Annotated in this window: 15 protein-coding genes and 1 other annotated feature; of the genes, 3 read left to right on the forward strand and 12 right to left on the reverse strand. The window is 45.1% G+C overall.

The genetic code is table 11. The annotated features are described in order from the left end of the window. Window positions 1–89: 89 nt before the first annotated feature. The 11 genes from safA to ACQCN2_RS06765 form a co-directional block, all read right to left on the reverse strand. A complete protein-coding gene (safA, locus tag ACQCN2_RS06715) occupies window positions 90–713 on the reverse strand; it encodes a SafA/ExsA family spore coat assembly protein (RefSeq protein ID WP_426928118.1) in 624 nt (207 codons plus the stop codon). A 98-nt stretch (window positions 714–811) separates the two neighbouring features. After that, window positions 812–3,031, reverse strand: coding sequence for a sensor domain-containing protein (locus ACQCN2_RS06720; RefSeq protein ID WP_426928119.1), 2,220 nt, complete (start codon window positions 3,029–3,031; stop codon window positions 812–814). A gap of 344 nt (window positions 3,032–3,375) precedes the next feature. Beyond that, window positions 3,376–4,251, reverse strand: coding sequence for an ATP-binding cassette domain-containing protein (locus ACQCN2_RS06725; RefSeq protein ID WP_426928190.1), 876 nt, complete (start codon window positions 4,249–4,251; stop codon window positions 3,376–3,378). A gap of 13 nt (window positions 4,252–4,264) precedes the next feature. Further along, window positions 4,265–7,141 (reverse strand): ABC transporter permease, encoded by a 2,877-nt coding sequence (locus ACQCN2_RS06730; protein WP_426928120.1) that lies wholly within the window; start codon window positions 7,139–7,141, stop codon window positions 4,265–4,267. A 12-nt stretch (window positions 7,142–7,153) separates the two neighbouring features. Next, on the reverse strand, window positions 7,154–8,317 hold the full coding sequence (locus tag ACQCN2_RS06735) for an efflux RND transporter periplasmic adaptor subunit (protein WP_426928121.1): 1,164 nt from the start codon (window positions 8,315–8,317) through the stop codon (window positions 7,154–7,156). Continuing rightward, window positions 8,268–8,951 carry an ABC transporter ATP-binding protein gene (locus ACQCN2_RS06740; protein WP_426928122.1) on the reverse strand — a complete coding sequence of 228 codons (684 nt, stop codon included), beginning with the start codon at window positions 8,949–8,951 and terminating at the stop codon, window positions 8,268–8,270. Before ACQCN2_RS06740 ends, ACQCN2_RS06735 begins: the two co-directional genes overlap by 50 nt. Window positions 8,952–9,173: 222 nt before the next feature. Continuing rightward, the gene (locus tag ACQCN2_RS06745; protein WP_426928123.1) at window positions 9,174–10,145 is read right to left on the reverse strand and encodes a PfkB family carbohydrate kinase; all 972 of its coding nucleotides are present in this window, start codon (window positions 10,143–10,145) and stop codon (window positions 9,174–9,176) included. Window positions 10,146–10,250: 105 nt separating this feature from the next. After that, a complete protein-coding gene (locus ACQCN2_RS06750) occupies window positions 10,251–10,682 on the reverse strand; it encodes a MarR family winged helix-turn-helix transcriptional regulator (protein ID WP_426928124.1) in 432 nt (143 codons plus the stop codon). A 166-nt stretch (window positions 10,683–10,848) separates the two neighbouring features. After that, the gene (locus ACQCN2_RS06755; RefSeq protein ID WP_426928125.1) at window positions 10,849–11,727 is read right to left on the reverse strand and encodes an EamA family transporter; all 879 of its coding nucleotides are present in this window, start codon (window positions 11,725–11,727) and stop codon (window positions 10,849–10,851) included. 50 nt (window positions 11,728–11,777) lie between these two features. Further along, window positions 11,778–12,686 (reverse strand): C40 family peptidase, encoded by a 909-nt coding sequence (locus ACQCN2_RS06760; protein WP_426928126.1) that lies wholly within the window; start codon window positions 12,684–12,686, stop codon window positions 11,778–11,780. Window positions 12,687–12,697: 11 nt separating this feature from the next. Further along, window positions 12,698–13,780, reverse strand: a complete 1,083-nt coding sequence (locus ACQCN2_RS06765) for a mandelate racemase/muconate lactonizing enzyme family protein (protein WP_426928127.1) — start codon at window positions 13,778–13,780, stop codon at window positions 12,698–12,700. A gap of 170 nt (window positions 13,781–13,950) precedes the next feature. Here ACQCN2_RS06765 and ACQCN2_RS06770 point away from each other — a divergent pair, with 170 nt between their 5' ends. Then, entirely contained in the window at window positions 13,951–14,448 is a 498-nt protein-coding gene (locus ACQCN2_RS06770) for a hypothetical protein (RefSeq protein WP_426928128.1), read from the forward strand. Between the two features lie 67 nt (window positions 14,449–14,515). Here the strand turns inward: ACQCN2_RS06770 and ACQCN2_RS06775 are convergent, their stop codons facing one another. Continuing rightward, the gene (locus ACQCN2_RS06775) at window positions 14,516–14,755 is read right to left on the reverse strand and encodes a CDGSH iron-sulfur domain-containing protein (RefSeq protein ID WP_426928129.1); all 240 of its coding nucleotides are present in this window, start codon (window positions 14,753–14,755) and stop codon (window positions 14,516–14,518) included. 213 nt (window positions 14,756–14,968) lie between these two features. Here ACQCN2_RS06775 and ACQCN2_RS06780 point away from each other — a divergent pair, with 213 nt between their 5' ends. After that, a complete protein-coding gene (locus ACQCN2_RS06780; RefSeq protein ID WP_426928130.1) occupies window positions 14,969–16,051 on the forward strand; it encodes an HD-GYP domain-containing protein in 1,083 nt (360 codons plus the stop codon). A 63-nt stretch (window positions 16,052–16,114) separates the two neighbouring features. Beyond that, window positions 16,115–16,371, forward strand: a binding site (T-box leader). 69 nt (window positions 16,372–16,440) lie between these two features. Next, window positions 16,441–19,521: an isoleucine--tRNA ligase gene (gene ileS, locus ACQCN2_RS06785; protein ID WP_426928191.1), complete on the forward strand. Its 3,081-nt coding sequence runs from the start codon at window positions 16,441–16,443 to the stop codon at window positions 19,519–19,521. Window positions 19,522–19,584: the final 63 nt, after the last annotated feature.

Here is a 19,584-nt window from a genome sequence, read left to right on the forward strand (position 1 = left end):
TAATTACATAACAAATATTATGTTAACTGTATTGGGATAAAATAACCTGTCCGGCAGTCAATCCAGTTTGCCAGACAGGAATCTCCCTTTTAATTAATAAACATTTGGGACCAGTAGTAACCGTAACTCCCACCTTGCGCCATTCCTACTCCGATCTGGCTATATGTGGGGTTTAAAATATTTTGCCGATGCCCGGGACTGTTCATCCAACCATTCATTACCGCTTGGGCGGTAGGTTGTCCAGCGGCAATGTTCTCCCCTGCGGCCTGAAAGGAAACCCCGAATGATTGCAGCATCGTAAACGGAGTTCCATATGTTGGTGACGTATGGTCAAAGTAATTTTTGTCCCGCATATCAATTGATTTGTAGCGCGCTACCCGAGACACTTCCCAGTTAATCGTTAAAGCAGACAGACCACGATTTTGTCTCTCAACGTTGACAAGTCGCACCACTTCTCGTTCAACTTGGCTCATCCCTGTCCGCATGGGTACGGTTACCTTTTGTTGCGGGTATATCAGATCAGGATTGGGAATCTGAGGGTTTGCTTGAATGATTTCCTCCAGACCGATCTGATACTTCATGGCAATTATCCATAAACTGTCCCCTGGCTGTACGATATATGTATCCGTTGTTTGCTGACTCGACGCAGGCGAATGTGCAAAACTAAAAGCAATCGCGATCGCCGCAAAGAACGCAATCAAATGTCGACTCATACTACTCGCTCCCTTGGATGGATTTTGTTTCAATCCTCCATAGGATAAACGAGAAAGCGGCAGGCTATGTGAGTAAGATAACATCCATTAAACTGCCCTCAAGCAAAAGTGTTTTTCTTGTGGCGAGATCCAGACTTGTTGATGCTTTCCTTTTGTTTGACGAGAAGTTGTTCAAACTCACTGCTTGGCAAAGGTTTACTAATGTAATAGCCTTGCAGCTGATCACATCGTTGCTTTTTTAGATACTCAAAGGCTTCCTGACTTTCGACTCCTTCAGCAATCACCTTCAGGTTCATGTTGTGAGCCAAATTAATGACGGTTTTGACAATGGCGGCATCGTCCGCATCTGACATGATCTCTCTGACAAAAGATTGATCAATCTTCAGTGCATTAATGGGAAAACGTTTTAAATAGCTTAGAGAAGAATATCCTGTCCCAAAATCGTCAATGGAGATCGAAATACCAATCTGTTTTAATTTCATCAAGGTTCCAATACACTCTTCTGTGTTTTCCATCATACTATTTTCGGTGATTTCCAATTCCACCAAGGCTGGGTTAATCCCAGTTATCCCAATGATGCGTTTAACCGTTTCAACAAAATTGGTCCGCTGGATTTGTAATGCCGAAACGTTCACGCTGACACACAGCGAAGGATAACCTGCATCAATCCAATCTTTGTTCTGCTGGCAGGCCTTATGTAAGACCCATTCACCCAAGGAAACGATTAATCCGGTCTCTTCTGCTATGGGGATGAATTGTGCCGGAGAAATAAACCCAAAGGTAGGATGTACCCACCGAACCAACGCTTCCATCCCAACCATTAGACCACTGCGAATATCAACTTTAGGCTGATACACAAGGAAAAGTTCCTCGTTCTTAATCGCTTTTCGAAGATCAACCTCTAATTGAAGATGTTCGTTATATTTCTCGTTCATCTCAGGCGTATACAGACTGAAGGTGTTTCTCCCCCGATTCTTGGCGTAATACATGGCTGTATCCGCATTCTTCATCAGGGTTTCACCGTCCTGACCACTCTCCGGATAGATGCTGATGCCAATACTCCCCGTAATAAAGAACTCATGTTCATCCACACAACTAGCTGTATGAAAAACACTGAGAAGTAGCTTGGCGATGTTCATTGCTTCGCTCTTCTCCGACAGATTCCTCAACAGAAAAATAAATTCGTCCCCACCTACACGGTACAGCGAGCACCCTTTAAACTGAAGAATCGCATCCTCCAAGCACTTCGATACGTGTCTCAGCAGATTATCACCAACCGAATGGCCAAGTGAATCATTAATCTGTTTGAATCGATCCAAATCAAGAAACATGATCGCCAGCTTCTCTTGGTTCCTCTCAGCATGTTTAATCGCTTGTGACAAGTCCTCAATAAATTTGTAGCGGTTCATCAGGTCCGTCAACGGATCATGATACGCCATGTGACGAATAATGTTTTCGGCATTGATCAATTCAGTCACATCGCTTGATGAACCAATGATTTCTTGCACCTTGCCATTCATGATGATTGGCGATAAGGTGGTCTGATAATAGCCGTTATTGTACTTAACTGTATAGGTAACACATTCTCCGGAAAAGGCTCGGTCGTGTACCTTCTCCAATTCTTCCGCCAACTCAGCTCCGTAAACCTCCAACGCGGTCTTTTCGTAAGGATCAGAGGTTTTTAGCTCCAGCTGACGCACCAGCTTCCCTTCGAATAACGTATAGACTTTCTTACCATCTTTGGTTTTTTTCATTTTATAGACAAGGCTGTGAAGCGCGTCGACGGTCCTATGAAAATCGTTCTTTAAGGAGTCTCGATATTTCTCCTCAGCTATTTTTCCCTGGGTTATATCCGTACGAAGAGAGATAAACTGATAAGGCTTTCCATCCTCATCCAATATCGGTACAACTGTCGTTTTTACCCAATAATACGAACCATCCTTCGCTTTGTTGCGAATCTCGTCACACCATACCTCACCACGCATAATGGTTTCCCAGAGATTCTGGAAGAATTCCTGATCATGGTAATCGGAATTCAAAATTTTGTGGTTTCTTCCCACCAATTCATCCCTTGAATACTTGGAGACTTCACAGAATTTATCATTCGCATACAGAATTTTTCCAGTTACATCCGTAATGGCCACAATGGTTGACAGATCCATAGCCCACTTCAGGTCTGACAACTCTTGCAATGATTCATACATATCTTTTTCAAGTGTCTCTATATAAGGCTCCGCACTTGGCCAATCTTTGCAAATTTCTCTCAGCTTCCCCAATGAAGCAATGAGTTTGATGTCACTGTAGTTCGCGTTAATCATCTTCACCACTCCAGCCCTGTCTGTTTATCTTCGGAATATAAGTCTTGATTTTCTATATCTGGCTAAATAGGACTTGTACAGACGCGGGCGTACAAACCGATTTATCTATCCAATCGTCAAAAATAGGTCGAGATTCCCCTAACTCTCTTCCTATACCCGATTATATTATAAGCAAAACTTTCCTATTTTGTCTGATCCAGTTTAGAAAAGGAACATTTTGATTTATTTCCTTGTCGTATTTTGGAAGTAACCTACAATATTTGCTATCATATCACTCATCCGTAACATGTGATAGATGTTACACCAAAAGTTCAAAAAAAATACCTCTCTTGCTATCGAGAGGTTTACACCCGCTTCACCGTAGGCGGCAACAATACAATTCTTCCTTCTTCCAATTCGATCCGTAGTCGGTTGCTATCTTCAAGACCAATGGATTGCAAGAATTCTTGGGGGATTTGCAATCGTCCGGCATGATCGAGTACAGCCAATTCCTCGTGAGATTCCTCCTGTGATTCCGCTTGGGAATCTTCCTGCTCCTGACACTGGCTTCGAATAAACTCGCTTGAGGTTTTGCCGTCACGAATGGATACGACACGATTTACTTTTTTGGCAAGCTGCATGTCATGGGTGACGATTACCACAGTAAGTCCCAAAGAGCGATTCAACTCTCGAAACAAATCGAGAATCAATGCGGATGTTTTGGTATCGACGCTGCCTGTTGGTTCATCTGCCAGCAAAACTTGCGGGTGGTTCGCTAACGCAATCGCAATGGCGACGCGTTGCTGCTCCCCGCCAGACAGCTGATCGAGTTGGTTGTGTAAACGGTGCCCCAAACCTACCATTTGGAGCAGTTCCTTCGCCCATGAACGATTTTTCTTTCCCGATAGAAGCATGGGGAGTTCAACATTTTGCAGGGCTGTTAGATACGGAATAAGGTTGCGCGCGTTATTTTGCCAAACGAATCCAACCTTGTTCAGTTTGTATTCAACTAACTGGGCATCGGTTAAGCGAAAGAGATCTTGCCCATCTACGTATAACTTCCCTGCAGATGGACGATCCAAGCCACCCAGCATATTCAAGAGCGTGGATTTGCCGCTTCCGCTATTTCCGATGATCCCCATCAGTTCGCCTTTTTCTACCGTCAGATCCAGCCCTTGGAGCGCGACTACCTCCAGGTCGGCTATCTTAAAGATCTTGACCAGGTTCTCACACTGAATTATTGTCTTGTTCATTCTAGTCCTCCCCTAGCTTGACGGCTTGATGAATGCTGAATCTCGACAGGATGGACATCAGGATCGCGAGCCCAACGACGAGACTAAACCCGACAAAACCATAGACAATCCCTTCATCGGTGGCCAGTGTGATAATCTCAAACGGTGGCACTTGGGCGCTCTTGTTGAAGTACAGGGAAAACAGTGGCAGGAATAACAGATTGCATACTTTTCCGATCATGATTCCCAGGATACAGGCCATTCCAAAGGTCAACAACTGCTCCCAAGCCAGCATCATGACAAGCTGACAAAACGACATGCCTAACGCTCTTAACACCCCGTATTGCAGCTTGCGGGCAAACAACGTCAGAACCCAATACAGAATAAAGCCGATTAGCGTAATTCCCATCGAAATGAGAAAGCCAAGGGTCATTGCGCCGTTTAGCCCGAGCAGAAACGCGCTGTTCTTGACCTGGATCATCTCTTGTCTGGTATCTGTCAATCCCAGCAGAGGAATATGTTGTTCTTTCAGGTTCTGATAGATAGCCTGGCTGGACACATTCGGCTTCATTTTCAACCATACTTCATACGGTTCGAGATTGATCTTTTGCTGAAAGTATTCAAGATTTCCTACGATCAGAAGCGGCTTGTCTGATGATGAAGCTGTTCCGTTTGTTAGCGGGTTCCATGCCGGCCAATAGTTGATGATGGCGTAGATAATACAATCGGCTTTGCGGCCATCCTTCCAGGTAACAGATAGGGTATGTCCTACATCGACGTGCATTTTATCCGCGACCGATTGGGATATCAGGATCGCACTTGGTTCTTTGGCTAACAGATTTAAATATTCGAACCAATGATGTGGCAACAAATTCGGTTTAAACCAAGCCGTTTGCCCAAACTCTTTGGGTTGTATTCCCATCAATTCCGTTTGAATATAATCCTTGCCGTTCGTGCTGACTTCGGCTAAATCCTTGCGAAACACTTTGGCGGCATGCTCGACACCGGGCAAATCCGCATACGGTTCAAATGGGGGCTCCTGATAAGTAACGACGGTTGGCTTGGTCTTCTCCTCGGGTCCTTCCTGGTTTTTGGAGCCGCGTATAACAAGTTGGACTGGCTTGTCGTTTGTCCACTCTACTTGAAGTGTCATATCGGCTCCACTCTCATACCTGCGTTCATCCTCCAAATTCTGATTGTAGGTTCTCGCGGCCCCTGCCGAGAATAAACCAACCGCGATTGTCATGACAATAAACACCATGAGGAATTGGTACTGCACCGAGGATCGCCCAACCTGGATTAACGTCGAATACATCGTAGGCGGCCAAACCGCTCGACCTATCCAGTAGATTAATCGGATCAGATACGGGTAGAACCGCAAGAGAAACAATCCGAGTCCCACAACAAATATGGCTGGGACAAAAAACAATAAGGGATCCATCTCTAATTGCTTGCCCGCTTTACCGACTACTGACACTGCTGTTAGTTTCTGACGATAGGAATACCACCCGTAAACTGAAATCCCAAGCAACAGCACGTCGAAGAAGTAGGTATGCCAAAACACGTTTCTAACTTGGCGAGCTGACGCTTGTTTGAATGTCACAATGTTCTGTCTGGTTGCCTGAATAACAGGCAGCATCACAATGACAATACATGCCAAAACCGCGAGTATCGCATACGTGTACATCTGTGAAGACAAGTAGATTGGCAACGCTTTACGACTAACAAACTGCAAAAACCCATTCGATACGCCCAACATTTTGCTGAGCACTAATCCAAGCGGGGGTCCCACTAGTAACGCAAGTAAACCAAGCAAGCTAGTTTCAAGCAGGTAGATTCTGATCATTTGCGTTCGGGAAGCGCCACGACTACTCAAAACGGCAATCTCAGAGCGCTGTCGATCAATAATAAGACCCGATACCATGATAAGGTACAGCGCAAGCATGACCAATACGGGTACAAACAGAGTCCAAAGGATTTTGTGATACTGCGCCTTCTTTTCCTGATATTGCTCCATTAACGATGAGATTGGAAACGTATAGCTATATTCTGAATCTTTTACACCCTGTTGTTGCACTTTATCCTTTAACGTGGCCTGAATCGCTTTTAACTGATCCACCTGCTGAATTCTGACCGCATGGTAATCGTACGCCGTATAAAATCTGGCCTCTGAAAAGAAGGAACCATCCGATTGAAGAAACTGCTCACGAAACAATCGTTCATCGACGATAAAACAGGACGAATAACTTTCTGGTGTGGCGAACCAGTAAGGATCGGCTCCAGCCTTTGCTTTAAAAATTCCGACTGGCCTGATTAAAAGCTCTTTGCCGCCGTTATTTGCGCTTTGCAGATGAAAGGTTTGACCTAAGACAATTTGTCTTTCCGCCAGTGTTTTCTCCGGGATGATTGTCTCTATAATTCCCTTCTCGATATGAGGATTGGGAAGTCGACCATCCACGATCTCAATGTGCTGTTCCATTTGACTAAAAGAAATCAGTTTGGGTTCGTTGCCCAAGACTCGCTCTCCCACATGACCATTGCGATCATAGGTAATCGCGAACGGAAGTGTATGAAGAATCGTTACTCTGGATAAAACAGGAAGTCCAATTTGAGAGTCTGCTTCATCCACTAAATCACTCTCCAGCGATTGGAAAATAACCAGATTCTCTGGTTTTTGCTTATTAAAATGTAGATCGATATTCAGCCCGCCCACAAGGTTGCCGACATGCTGTTGGTAATCCTCCAAATCCTTGAACAGCATCCGCTGTAGAACTCCTGACGTAAACGCAGGAATACTCGATACGAGGGCAACCGCAATCACGATCCCTGTTAATAGGCTTGCAACCAGCCAACGATTGCGCAGCATTCGGCGTATAATCATGACGAATAATGAAGCCATTCTTACCTCCATCTACTCGAGAATGACGAGATCTCCCTCATGTAACCCCTTAAGAATCTCAACTTCCGTAGGATTCTCGATTCCGACCTCCACATCTACCTCTTTTTTGCTTTTTCCTTGCATGACCTGTACAAATTTACGCCCTGAAAAGTCTTTTAACGCATTTCTTGGAATCACCAAGGTATTGGCGTGTTTCTGGATAATGACTTCAATTTCTACGGAAGTCCCAAGTGCGACTGCGGATGTAAGTCCGTCTGTTCGGATGATGATGCTACGCCGATAATACTCCTGCGCTTCTGAAGTAAGGTTAGGTGGGAGATTTCGAGGGGTTTGCACAACTTTTCCTGTCTGTTGGCTCTGGTTCGTGATCGAGAGCGTGACGGGCATACCTATTTCGACATCTTTGATGGCTTGCGGATCACGCGCCGTGTAGAGAATTTGCAATTGTCCCGTATCTGCGATTGTCATGAGGGATTGATAAGGCTCAAGCTTGTCACCAATCGCTGAATTACTGACAAACACGACTTCACCGTCAATCGGCGAGGTCAACTGAGATTCGATTTTCTTGCGTTGCAGTGTAGCCAAATCAAGTTCTTTCGAGCGAATTTCCAACCTGGCCTTTTCCAGCGCGTATTGTTTCTCTTTATTGTCCTGCAACTCTTGTACCTTAAGACGGGCTTTCTCGACTTCCATGTAGGCTAGCTTGGTTTCGCTCACCTTGGCTTCCAGTTCTGCTTTGGCCAGTTCCACTTTGGCAGCCTGCAGTTGAAAAGTCCGGTTTTGATCCGATTCAAGTTCGTGAACAGCCAGTTGGGCTTTTTTCAGTTCGAGCTGTGCCACTTGAATCTTATGATCTATATCTCCCATATCTAGCTCAGCCATGACCTGACCCTTCTTTACCTTGTCGCCTATTTTGACATGGAATTCCTTTAATCGCTCCTGAGGGTCTTTAAAAGACAACTCGTGCTTGGAGGCTGTGGTGAAACTGGCATTGCCTTTGACGCTGTATGTAATATCTCCTTTTGCCACTTTGGCTAATTCATACGTGATAGCGGTTGGTTCTACAAGCGGCGGCGCCAATACTTCTTCTTCCGCTGGAAAAATTGAACAACCGCTCAAGAACAAACTAAGTGTGAGCATGAATGACCGTGCCGTCTTCCAACGCATATACATCATCTGCTACCTCCATTACTGCTGGATCATGAGTCGTCATCACAATACTGATTGATTCACTTCGAACATACTCACTAAACATGCGGCTAATCGACATCGTCATCTTGCTATCCAGTTCTGCTGTCGGTTCGTCGGCGAGGATAAGCCTTGGCCGGTGAGCAATCGCGCGGGCTATGGCACATCTCTGCTGTTCACCGCCTGACATCTCGAACGGTCGATGGCTTGCTCGTTTATCTAAACCAACGGATTCTAATGCCTCCATCGCTCGGGACTTCCACTCTGACCGAGGAACACCGGCAATCCGCAGGCCAAATTCCACATTCTCCAAGGCTGACATCAGCGGCAACAAACCAAAGGATTGGAAGACGAAGCCCATTCGCTTCCGTCGTATGAGCGTCCGTTCCCGCTCTGTCATTCCACTAATTCGTTGCTCTTCAAAGATCACGTCCCCTTCTGTTGGATAATCCAAAGCCCCCAGCAAGTTAAGCAGAGTTGTTTTTCCCGACCCAGACCTGCCTTTTAGCACGACTAACCGATTCTTCGGTATGGTTAAGGAAACATCTTGTAAAGCGTAAACAGCACTTGTGCCTTTGCCAAAAATTCGCTTAACATTCTTTGCTTCCAAAATATTTTCCATAGGGTTCACCTCTTGTTCATTCCGTTCACTCGATCATTTTCTCATCGCGAAAGCCAGGAGCAGTAGTCTTAATTCTATTATATTTGTTTAATTCTTTATTTTCAGAAATCACATAACACGAATTATATAGGGTTTAAAGAGATTGTCCAATAAAATTTTATAAAGCAAAAAAAATGGCTCTCCATTCGTCAAGAAAACGAATTGGACAGCCTTTATCTTGAATTAGATAGACACCGTTTCTTTTAACAGAACTTCTTTGACCTCTTCATCGTTTTTAATCTTCACATCGAGATCAGGACAGTTGCTTGCCGGATGTTCAACCGTCCAGCCTGCTACCTTGGTACCGACAAAAGCAGCTTCACCAATACTTGCTCCTCTTGCCAAAGAGGCTACTGCGCCAGAGAAGAACGAGTCACCTGCACCGCTAGAATCAATTAGTTGAACTGGGAATACTGTTTGATGACCCTTGTCACCAGTAAGCGAGTCATAATACACCGCTCCATGTGCTCCAAGGGTAACAATCATACGCTGTAACCGTGTCTCATGAACAAGTTCCTGAAGGAGTTGCAATTTTGTTTCAAGTGGCTGATTGCTAAAATCACGACCCAACAGCATATCCACCTCATAGTTATTGCAAATAAAGCAGGCAAGTCCGTTTAAAACGTCACGGTGACGCATAATCACGTCGAGATTACCAGGAATTCCATAGAGAGGAACCTGATATTTGGCGGCTAAATCATGAATTCGTTTGACGATCGGATAATTCATATCAAGCTCTAGCACAAGATTACGAGAATTCTTCACAATCTCTTCGCCATGACGAATGAGGTAATCTTCAAACGCAGACAGTTCTGGCATCTGCGAGATCGATCCAGCCAAATTGCCATGTTCATTTAAGAGTGCTAGCCACCAACCCATCCCTTTTTCTTTTACGTAGGCAATATGGTTGGTCTTGATATGAAGACTCTCTAATTTATCCACTACTTCTTTGCCCATTGCGGATTCATCAATCATCGTGACAAAAGAAGTCGGAACGGATAATCTTGCCAAGTTCTCTACGACGTTGCGTACAACTCCACCGTGAACAAATTGGATAGACCCCAGATTGCGAGTTTGTGCTTGGTAATTTTGATTGGCAAACCCCTTACAATCGACAAACACGACTCCGATGGCAGAAACTAATGGACTATTCAAAGCGTTCACTCCGTTACTCTTCGTTATCATTTTCCTGTCCCTAATAGTATAGAGAGCAGGTTATCTGATGTCTATACGATGTACGGGTTTTTTTTGTGGAAATTACTATTTTATCGCTTTTTGTTCTAAATTGTAAGTTAAGATTTGTAAAGTTTTGCGAAAAGCTTCCAACTCTTCCTTACTCACACTGGATAAGATTTCCTGATAATACTGTTCATGCATCTCTTTTATGAGTTTCCCTATCTCTTTGACTTTCTCGGTTTTATCAATCCAGACCACTCGCCGATCCTCTTGATCCCGCGTTCGCTGCACGTATCCGTTCTTCTCCAGGCGATCGATGATACCAGAGACGGTACTGTAGGATAAGTCCACCGCCTTGCTGATTTGACCGATCGTTTGGGTTTGATCAAGGACTTCACGAATGACTAAGGCTTGAGGACGTGTAATGCCCATTGTGCTTAGTTTTTGTGAGGTCAAGGTATGGAGAAGCTTGGTTAATTTATGTACATCTTCCTGAATGGTTTCTACTACATTCATTTATACGGTCCCTTTCTTCCATGACGCTTATTCAAATTTCTATCTTCATGATATCGATTTTTCGTGAAAATACAAAGAAAACTTGGCGATTCCAAGCTTCTGGCGCAAAGAAAAAACCAACACATGATTCCGTGTTGGTCATTCATTACGTTATTACAATGGATGATTATTGAGTTTGCGTCTCTCTTCTTCGTTTCCATTCCGGCAGCGAAATGGCGAACAGGATAAGGATTACACCTAGCCATTGCATCATGTTGACAGACTCTCCCAAGACAACACTGGACATGAGGACAGCGGTCGGCAGCTCTGCTGAGCCGAGGATCGTCGCCAGGCCCACTCCAATATGCGGAACCCCTAAATTAAGTAGAAGCGTGGAAATCAAAACACCGAAGATCGCTAGTAATATTCCCCAGATCCACAGTCCATCTGTCAATGCTCCACTCCATAAGAAGGTAGGATGATAGGTGACGACTACAATCAAAAGTGAACCAATACTCATGATCGCGCTTCTGCTCCATGTATCAACAGAGGTTGCGACTTTTCCACTGAACAGGATAAACAGCGCATAGGTTAAAGCTGATAGCAATCCAAGAACGATCCCAAGAGGATTAAGAGACTCCATTCCTTTCCCGATGACTCCTGCCGCAAGGAATGTCCCCACCAATAACAATCCAAGCACGATCCATTTGTCCTTGGAAGGCCAACGCCGTTGCAATCCAGCCTCCAATAGAACCCCCATCCAGGTAAATTGAAAAAGAAGCACAATCGCAATAGACGCGTCCATAAACTGTAGGCACGCGTAATACAAAATACCTGTTAGGCCTAATGTACAACCAACACCGATGAGCTTCATCCACTGTTGCATGGAGATGGTTGATTTGCGCATAAAAATCCAAGGAATGAGCATCATGAGCATCCCAAAAAAGTTTTGGGCCCCAACGACGTCACCAGGCTGGAATCCCGCTTGATACGCGAGTTTCACCAAAGTCGATAAGACCCCGTAGCTACAAGCTCCTAAAAAAACATACATAATGTACCGAAACACAGTAATCTCCTATCTTGTTGAACAGCTCAACTTGTTTATTTCATTATTTGTTATTCCCAATATCTGCGTGAGATACAGTGCTCCACCTCATACTTCGAGCCTTTAATCGGGATGATCTCTACTTCTTTCCCAGTGCTAGGAGCATGGATCATTTTACCGTCTCCAAAATAGATTCCGACGTGATGAACTCGTCCCTTGCCTTCTTCAAAAGCAAAAAAGACCAGATCTCCCGGCAGCAAGTCAGCAGGCTCGACAAGTTTGCCAGCCTTGGCTTGATTAGAGGCGTCGCGTGGAATCGTGATCCCATTGGCCAAGTGCATAGAAAAGGCAAATCCAGAACAATCATAGCCAAACGCTGACGTTCCTCCCCACAGATAAGGGAGTCCCAGAAAACGCTGGGCTTCGCGTATAATCGTATCTCCATTACCCTTGGGCACTTCATTCTCAATGAATTTGACATCATCTGCTTTGATCTTGCGAATTCCAAGTGGTGTAATCACTTCCGCGTAATCTGAAGACATACGAATCACGGGAAGCTGTGTATTGTAACTAATTTCGATATCTTCTGTCAGGTCAGCATGGTAGAGAACCGTAATCGGAACGCTTACCACCATGTAATTCGAATGTTTCGTTCCAGCCTCGTACGAACTTAACTGACAGCTTGGTATCCAGCCTGGGTAACCACGATCATTTTTGATGGTTGGCTGATCAGGGACCAATACATACGACCAATCCCCTTCTTCTCGTAAAACTTCCACTACCGAGCCAAATAATACTTGCGTCTGATCCTTATCCTTATCGTGAAGCGCTAACCGATCCTCCACGCTCATGGTTAGCCATTGACGAATATCAACAGGTGATGTAATAGCTGGCAGATCGAGAGCTTCAGGAGATTCGGGTGTCGTCCATAAGGTTGCAACCGCTACATGGACTTGTTTGAGGATTATCTGTTCACTCATGAATCTTCCCCCTATTCTGCAAGAATTCGAGTAATGCCTAATCCAGGTTGGTCTGATAATGTCATCACGCGGCCCTGATACTGAACGCCACCTTCAATCAAATCCCTAACCAGCATTAATGGCGCGTCAAAATCAAAGCGAGTAATATTTTTCTTGCTTGCCGCAAAATGAGCCGCAGCGGTAATGCCCAGTCGTGACTCAATCATGCTGCCGACCATACATTCTACACCACATTCTTCCGCCATGGAATTGATAATCTGCGCTTTGTAAATGCCGCCAGCCTTCATCAGCTTGATGTTGATCAAATCAGCGGCGCGATTCTTCAGGACTTCGAATGCCTGCAACGGACTAAACACACTTTCATCCGCCATGATCGGAGTACCCACTGATTCTGTGACCGACTTCAGACCAACGATGTCGTGAGCCTTCACCGGTTGTTCCACCAATTCGATATCGAGCCCCATATCCTCCATTTTACGAATGGAACGGATCGCTTCCTTGGCTTCCCAGCCTTGGTTGGCATCCAGTCGAATCTTAATCTGATCGCCCACTCGCCTGCGAATTTCCTGGATTCGAACGATGTCCTGGCGAATGTCGTCTTTTCCCACTTTGATTTTCAATACCGTAAAGCCGTCCTGTATATATTGCGCGGCGTCTTCTCCCATTTCCTCCGGGGAATTCACACTCACCGTGTAATCGGTTTCCAACTCGTTACGATATCCTCCTAGGAACTTATAGAGCGGCAATCCCGCATTCTGGGCAATACAGTCGTATAAAGCCATATCAACCGCAGCTTTGGCACTCGGGTTCCCCACCAATACTTTGTGAAGAAGTTGGAATATTTGCTCATAACAGACTAGATTTTTGCCAATCAAGGCTGGTTTTATGGTATGTACGATAGCGGATTCAATGCTCTCTAAACTGTCTCCGGTGATGACGACTGTAGGAGGCGCTTCTCCGTATCCAATGATTCCGTTATCACAGGTGACCCGTACGACGATCAAATACGCTACGTCAACAGTACGCAAGGCTGTTTTGAAAGGCTTCTTTAATGGAATTGCATGACGAGAAACTTCTATATCTTGTATTCGCATGTCTGCCTCCAGTGAAAAATATTTCAGTACTATTCAATTATTTTACTCTACCTCATTTGCGAATAGGATTCTAGGTTTTTTCACCAAAAGATGTATGTAGCCATTTTTTTGGGACATACTTCGAAAGGCAGTAGTTTTGCCCAGATGAACTTCCATTGGAGGAGAATAGCATGAATCAAATACACCAACATCAAACACGCTTGCGTGAATTAGCCCATGCTCATCGCCAACAAGCTGAGTTCCATCAGCGACAAGCTCATTTTCATCACCATCAAGCAATGGCCCATGAACATTATGCGAGCACCCCTCATGTAAACCCACCCGTTTACACTCCAACTACCGCTTACACCGCTTCTAACTGGCATGGAACTGCTGGCGGAACCACTCATGGAAACCAAGGCTCTATATACGCCAACCAAAATGTACAAAGCGCTTGGAATAATCCACGTTATACTGCTGCTAATGATATGGTGTCTCCTACAGCTTTGGTTTTTCACGGTCAGGTTTCGCCAGAAGCGATTCAATCTCTGCAAGAGTTCCAACATCCGTACAATCAGCAAGCCCGTAGCTCACACGTCATCACACATCCAATGTCTGCTCACGCGGTGCACGCGACAGACAACGCACATTCGATTCATCGTACTGGAAGTGCCTACTTTACAACCTAAATCCACCCAAGATCACCCACTCAATAGGAAGCAGGCTCCTGATGAGTGGGTTTTATTATGGATTTCGTTATTTCTGTTCGTTATGACTTCCATCACAATACGGCAGCTTGGCAGATCGGCCACAACCGCAAATCGACACCACTCTCGGTTCCGTCACTTTGACAAGGATTGGTCGCCTCCCCGTCTCCTTGCCCATATGCGAGGCATCACAATAGGGCGGTCCCTCAGTCAAGCCGCAAGCACAGTATTCTTTCAATCCTGGTTCTTCACTTACCACATAGGGTTTATTCTTGTCGTACATGGCCATTTCTTCAACTCTCCTACCTATTTCTGTCTACGGTGAACTCAGTGATGTTCCATGCAAGTATTATACACGAATTAGTTCATTCGTAGGCCACATCACTTACCAGTTGTATCCATCCTCCTAGTTATCATTTGCGAAACCTAGTAAAAAATACTAGTTCTGCTATAATAACTATGAAATGCGTAGCTCAGCTGAGAGAGAAGGTAGGTTTTTTCCGTGCGTAAAGTACATATTTCCTACGCTAAGCCAGGAGACAGAATTGCCAAGACGATTTTTACCGAAAGCGGAAACATCCTTCTAGGCACAGGGATTGAACTTAGTGAACGCTTTATTGAGCGCTTGAAAAATATGGGGATCGATACGATTTATGTAGACGATAAACATACGGATGATATTTTTCCAGAAGACATCATTCGTGATGAGACCCGCAAAAGGGCTGTTGAAAGCGTCTACAAGACCATGACGACACTGATGGATTCCCCGACAGTGAAAGGACGTTCTTCCATACCTGACTTAGGGAAGACTTTTCGCTCTGTTTTCGGTGATATTCTGACTGATATAAGCTCGCGCAAAGAAGTTTTGGTGAATCTCGCCAACCTGCATACATTAGACGGCTATTTGTTTCATCACTCTGTTAATGTCGCGGTTCTCGCCGGGATTATGGGGATCAGCAAAGGTTACAACCGGGATCAGTTAATCGATTTAGGGATTGGAGCCCTGCTTTTTGATATCGGCATGACCAATCTCCCCAAAGAGCTGTGGAATAAAAAGGGACCTCTCACCGACGAAGAACGAAAACGGATTAATAATCACACAGAGGATGGCTATCAAATTCTCCGTTATGAGCACGATATCTCCCTATTATCAGCCCACTGTGCCCTTCAACACCATGAACGGTTTGCTGGAATTGGGTACCCGCGAGAACTTCGCAACGAAGAAATTCATGAGTATGCGCAAATTGTTTCCATCGCGGATGTGTATGACGCTTTAATCTCACCTCGATCCTATCGACAAGGCTATAATCCGAATGAAGCAACGGAATTTCTCATGGCAGCGGGAAATACTCACTTCAATCTGGATTTGGTGAAAATCTTCCTTCGCCACATCTCGGTTTTTCCGGTATCCACCACTGTGCAGTTAAATACAGGTCATGTCGGAATCGTCTCCCAGGTTGATCCAATCGCTGTTCATCGTCCCGTCATTCGAATCCTGCAAGAACCGGATGGAACTCCAACGGCGGCTCCTTATGAATTAGATCTGAAAAAAGAACTTCACTTGATTATTACCAAGACCTTGTAGGGCATTTCCGATTTGACATTTTATTGAAAGTGATGTAAAACAAGAAATAACAAAACGAATTGATTAAATTCATTGACGAGAACGAGTACGCTAATCCCCTTGTCCCCCAGAGAGTTGGCCTTGTGCTGAAAGCCAACGTTCAAGATTTAGCCGAATATCCTCTCCGAGAAGGAAAGCTGAAGCTTGTGAAGTAAGCTAACCCGGGATCCCGCCGTTACAAGGGACGCGTATGATGGTACGTAGATGAGTTGCTGAGAGATCAGATGGAATGATCATCTCGGAACAAGGGTGGTATCGCGAGAGTAAATCTCGTCCCTTAGGGGGCGAGATTTTTTTGTTTTTCTTAGGGTCACTCTCTACAAGTTTGGAGTTGAGAAAGGATGAAAATGATGAGAAAAGTGGATGTGAAAGAAAAAGCAAGGACGCGGGAACTTCGTATCTTACATCACTGGAAACAAAATGATACGTTTCAAAAATCGATTCAGAATCGGGAAGGCAAGCCGAACTTTGTCTTTTACGAAGGACCTCCTACTGCCAATGGGCAGCCTCACATCGGCCATGTACTTGGACGTGTGATTAAAGATTTCATCGGCCGTTATAAAACAATGTCCGGCTGCAGAGTCGTCCGCAAAGCCGGTTGGGACACACACGGTCTTCCTGTTGAGCTTGGCGTTGAAAAACAGTTGGGCATATCAGGTAAACAGGAGATCGAAAATTACGGAGTAGCTAAATTCGTCCAGCAGTGCAAAAACAGCGTGTTTGAATACGAGAAGCAATGGCGTGAACTTACAGAGGGAATTGCGTATTGGACCGACATGGATCACCCCTACGTCACATTGACCAATGACTATATCGAAAGCGTCTGGCACATCCTGTCCGAAATCCATAAAAAAGGATTGTTGTATAAAGGCCATCGCGTCAGCCCCTACTGTCCTGACTGCCAAACAACCTTAAGTTCTCATGAAGTAGCCCAAGGATACGAAGACGTGAAAGATTTGAGCGCTACCGTAAAATTCAGAAGCAAAAACTCTCAGGACATCTTTCTCGCATGGACTACCACCCCTTGGACACTCCCTGCCAATGTGGCATTAGCGATCAACAAAGAGATCGACTACGTGCGAGTAAAACAAAATGATGAAGTCTATGTGGTGGCAAAAAATCTTGTAGAAAAAGCGTTCAAGGAAAATTACGAAATCCTGTCTACTCACAAAGGCTCGGAGTTTGTTGGAACAGCATATGAGCCGCCGTTTGGTTATTTTCATGTAAACAAGGGACATATCGTTGTAGATGCCGAATATGTGAGCGACACAAGCGGTACCGGGATCGTTCATATGGCACCGGCTCACGGGGAAGACGATTATCGCACATGCCGTCAGCACGAATTGGATTTCATTCATGTTGTGAACCAGGCTGGGCGGTACACGGATCAAGTTGTCGATTACGCTGGACGCTTCGTCAAAGATTGTGACGTCGATATCGTTAAGGATTTGTCTCATCGCCATTTATTGTTCTCCAAAGAACGCTATGAACACAGCTATCCTTTTTGCTGGCGTTGCAAGTCTCCCTTACTCTACTATGCTATGGAAAGCTGGTTCATCAAAACGACGGCAATCAAGGATCAGTTGATCGAAAACAACCGCCAAATCGAATGGTACCCTTCTCATTTACAGGAAGGTCGTTTCGGCAAATTCCTGGAAGAACTCGTCGATTGGAATATCAGCCGGAATCGATACTGGGGAACTCCGCTTAACATCTGGATTTGTCAGGATTGTGGCGCCGAGCATGCGCCGGGAAGCTCGAAAGATTTATATGAGAGAACGGTCGAGCCGATTGCTGAAAACCTGGAACTGCATAAACCCTATGTCGATCATGTGAAGCTGCGATGTTCGTGCAAAGGAACGATGGTAAGAACCCCCGAGGTCATCGATGTATGGTTTGACAGCGGTTCGATGCCATTCGCCCAGTACCATCACCCGTATGGCGACGAGAAACAGTTCCAGGAGCAGTATCCGGCTGACATGATTTCCGAAGGCATCGACCAAACAAGAGGCTGGTTCTTCAGCTTGCTTGCAGTATCGACTCTGTATAACGGAAAAGCACCTTACAAAGCGGTTATTTCAACCGGACACGTTCTCGATGAAAACGGTCAAAAGATGTCCAAAAGTAAAGGAAATGGCATTGACCCTTGGGAAGTTATCGAAGAATTCGGGGCAGACGCGTTCCGCTGGGCCTTGCTTTCAGACAGTGCGCCTTGGAACAGCAAGCGTTTTTCGAAGCGGATTGTCGCCGAGGCGAAGTTTAAGGTCATTGATACCATTCAGAACACGCATGCGTTTTATACCTTGTATGCCACGATTGATCAATATCAGCATGAGAAAGGTACAGCGAAAACATCCGTGAACGAACTAGACCGCTGGATCATCTCTAGGTTGAATTCGACCCTGCACTACGTGATCAAAGGTCTTGAAACATACGACTTCATGAATCCGGCGAAGCATATTGAGACGTTTGTTGACGAACTGAGTAATTGGTACATCCGCCGCTCGCGTGATCGATTCTGGAGCAGTGGAATGACGGATGACAAGGTGTCTGCATATCGCACACTCCACGAGGTTCTCTTGACATTGGCTCGAATGATAGCGCCGTATGCTCCGCTCATTGCGGAAGACATCTATCTTAATCTCAATGGTGGAAATAGCGTTCACCTTACAGATTATCCGACTGTTAACACAGAAGTTATTGATGAGGGACTTGAGCATGACATGGAAACCGCTCGTCAAATCGTCGAGCTGGCGCGTAATATCCGCAACGAAGCAGGAATCAAGACTCGTCAGCCTCTGTCCGAGCTGATTGTCTCCCTGGACCGCCCTTTCAACTTGAATAGATTCGCTGACATCATCAAGGATGAGATCAACGTAAAATGTATTCGTATAGAGCAAAGCGAGAGCAGCTTTGTGAACTACCAATTAAAATTGAACTTCAAAGTTGCCGGAAAAAAATACGGAAAACTTGTCGGTCCGATTCAGAATGCGTTAAAAGAACTGTCATCTTCTGAAGCAAAACAAGCGGTGGACTCTGGATCCCTTGAAATTCCCCGATTAGGCGAAGACGTTCGAATTACACTGGATGAATTGCTTGTGGAGAGGGTTGGCAAGGAAGGCTTTGCTTCCGCATCCGGCTATCAAATGAACGTAGCTCTGAATACGGCAATAACAGAGGAACTGGAACAGGAAGGAATTGTACGGGAAATCGTACGTGTCATTCAGGATACCCGCAAGAAAATGGATTTGCCGATTGACAAACGGATCATTCTGACACTTGATGTTGATTCTCAGCTGAAAGCAGCACTAGAGCGCTATGCTCACGTTTTGCAGGACAGTGTGTTGCTTGCAGAACTTAAGTTTGCTAGTGAACCTGACATGGAATTGGTTTCATTTGGTGAACAGCAATTCCGACTGCGTATTAAGTAGAAAGAAGCCAGTCTACACGAGCTATTCGTCTTGTGTAGCTGGCTCTTTCTTTATTTGGAGAAT

It is taken from the genome of Brevibacillus ginsengisoli, from assembly GCF_050113715.1.
GTDB classification, from domain to species: Bacteria; Bacillota; Bacilli; order Brevibacillales; family Brevibacillaceae; genus Brevibacillus_H; species Brevibacillus_H ginsengisoli.

What these genes read in the sequence shown, in the direction of transcription:
- safA (WP_426928118.1), bottom strand. Translation starts at nt 713, where the DNA reads ATGAGTCGACATTTGATTGCGTTCTTTGCGGCGATCGCGATTGCTTTT.
- ACQCN2_RS06720 (WP_426928119.1), bottom strand. Translation starts at nt 3,031, where the DNA reads ATGATTAACGCGAACTACAGTGACATCAAACTCATTGCTTCATTGGGG.
- ACQCN2_RS06730 (WP_426928120.1), bottom strand. Translation starts at nt 7,141, where the DNA reads ATGGCTTCATTATTCGTCATGATTATACGCCGAATGCTGCGCAATCGT.
- ACQCN2_RS06735 (WP_426928121.1), bottom strand. Translation starts at nt 8,317, where the DNA reads ATGATGTATATGCGTTGGAAGACGGCACGGTCATTCATGCTCACACTT.
- ACQCN2_RS06740 (WP_426928122.1), bottom strand. Translation starts at nt 8,951, where the DNA reads ATGGAAAATATTTTGGAAGCAAAGAATGTTAAGCGAATTTTTGGCAAA.
- ACQCN2_RS06750 (WP_426928124.1), bottom strand. Translation starts at nt 10,682, where the DNA reads ATGAATGTAGTAGAAACCATTCAGGAAGATGTACATAAATTAACCAAG.
- ACQCN2_RS06760 (WP_426928126.1), bottom strand. Translation starts at nt 12,686, where the DNA reads ATGAGTGAACAGATAATCCTCAAACAAGTCCATGTAGCGGTTGCAACC.
- ACQCN2_RS06765 (WP_426928127.1), bottom strand. Translation starts at nt 13,780, where the DNA reads ATGCGAATACAAGATATAGAAGTTTCTCGTCATGCAATTCCATTAAAG.
- ACQCN2_RS06770 (WP_426928128.1), top strand. Translation starts at nt 13,951, where the DNA reads ATGAATCAAATACACCAACATCAAACACGCTTGCGTGAATTAGCCCAT.
- ACQCN2_RS06775 (WP_426928129.1), bottom strand. Translation starts at nt 14,755, where the DNA reads ATGGCCATGTACGACAAGAATAAACCCTATGTGGTAAGTGAAGAACCA.
- ileS (WP_426928191.1), top strand. Translation starts at nt 16,441, where the DNA reads ATGAGAAAAGTGGATGTGAAAGAAAAAGCAAGGACGCGGGAACTTCGT.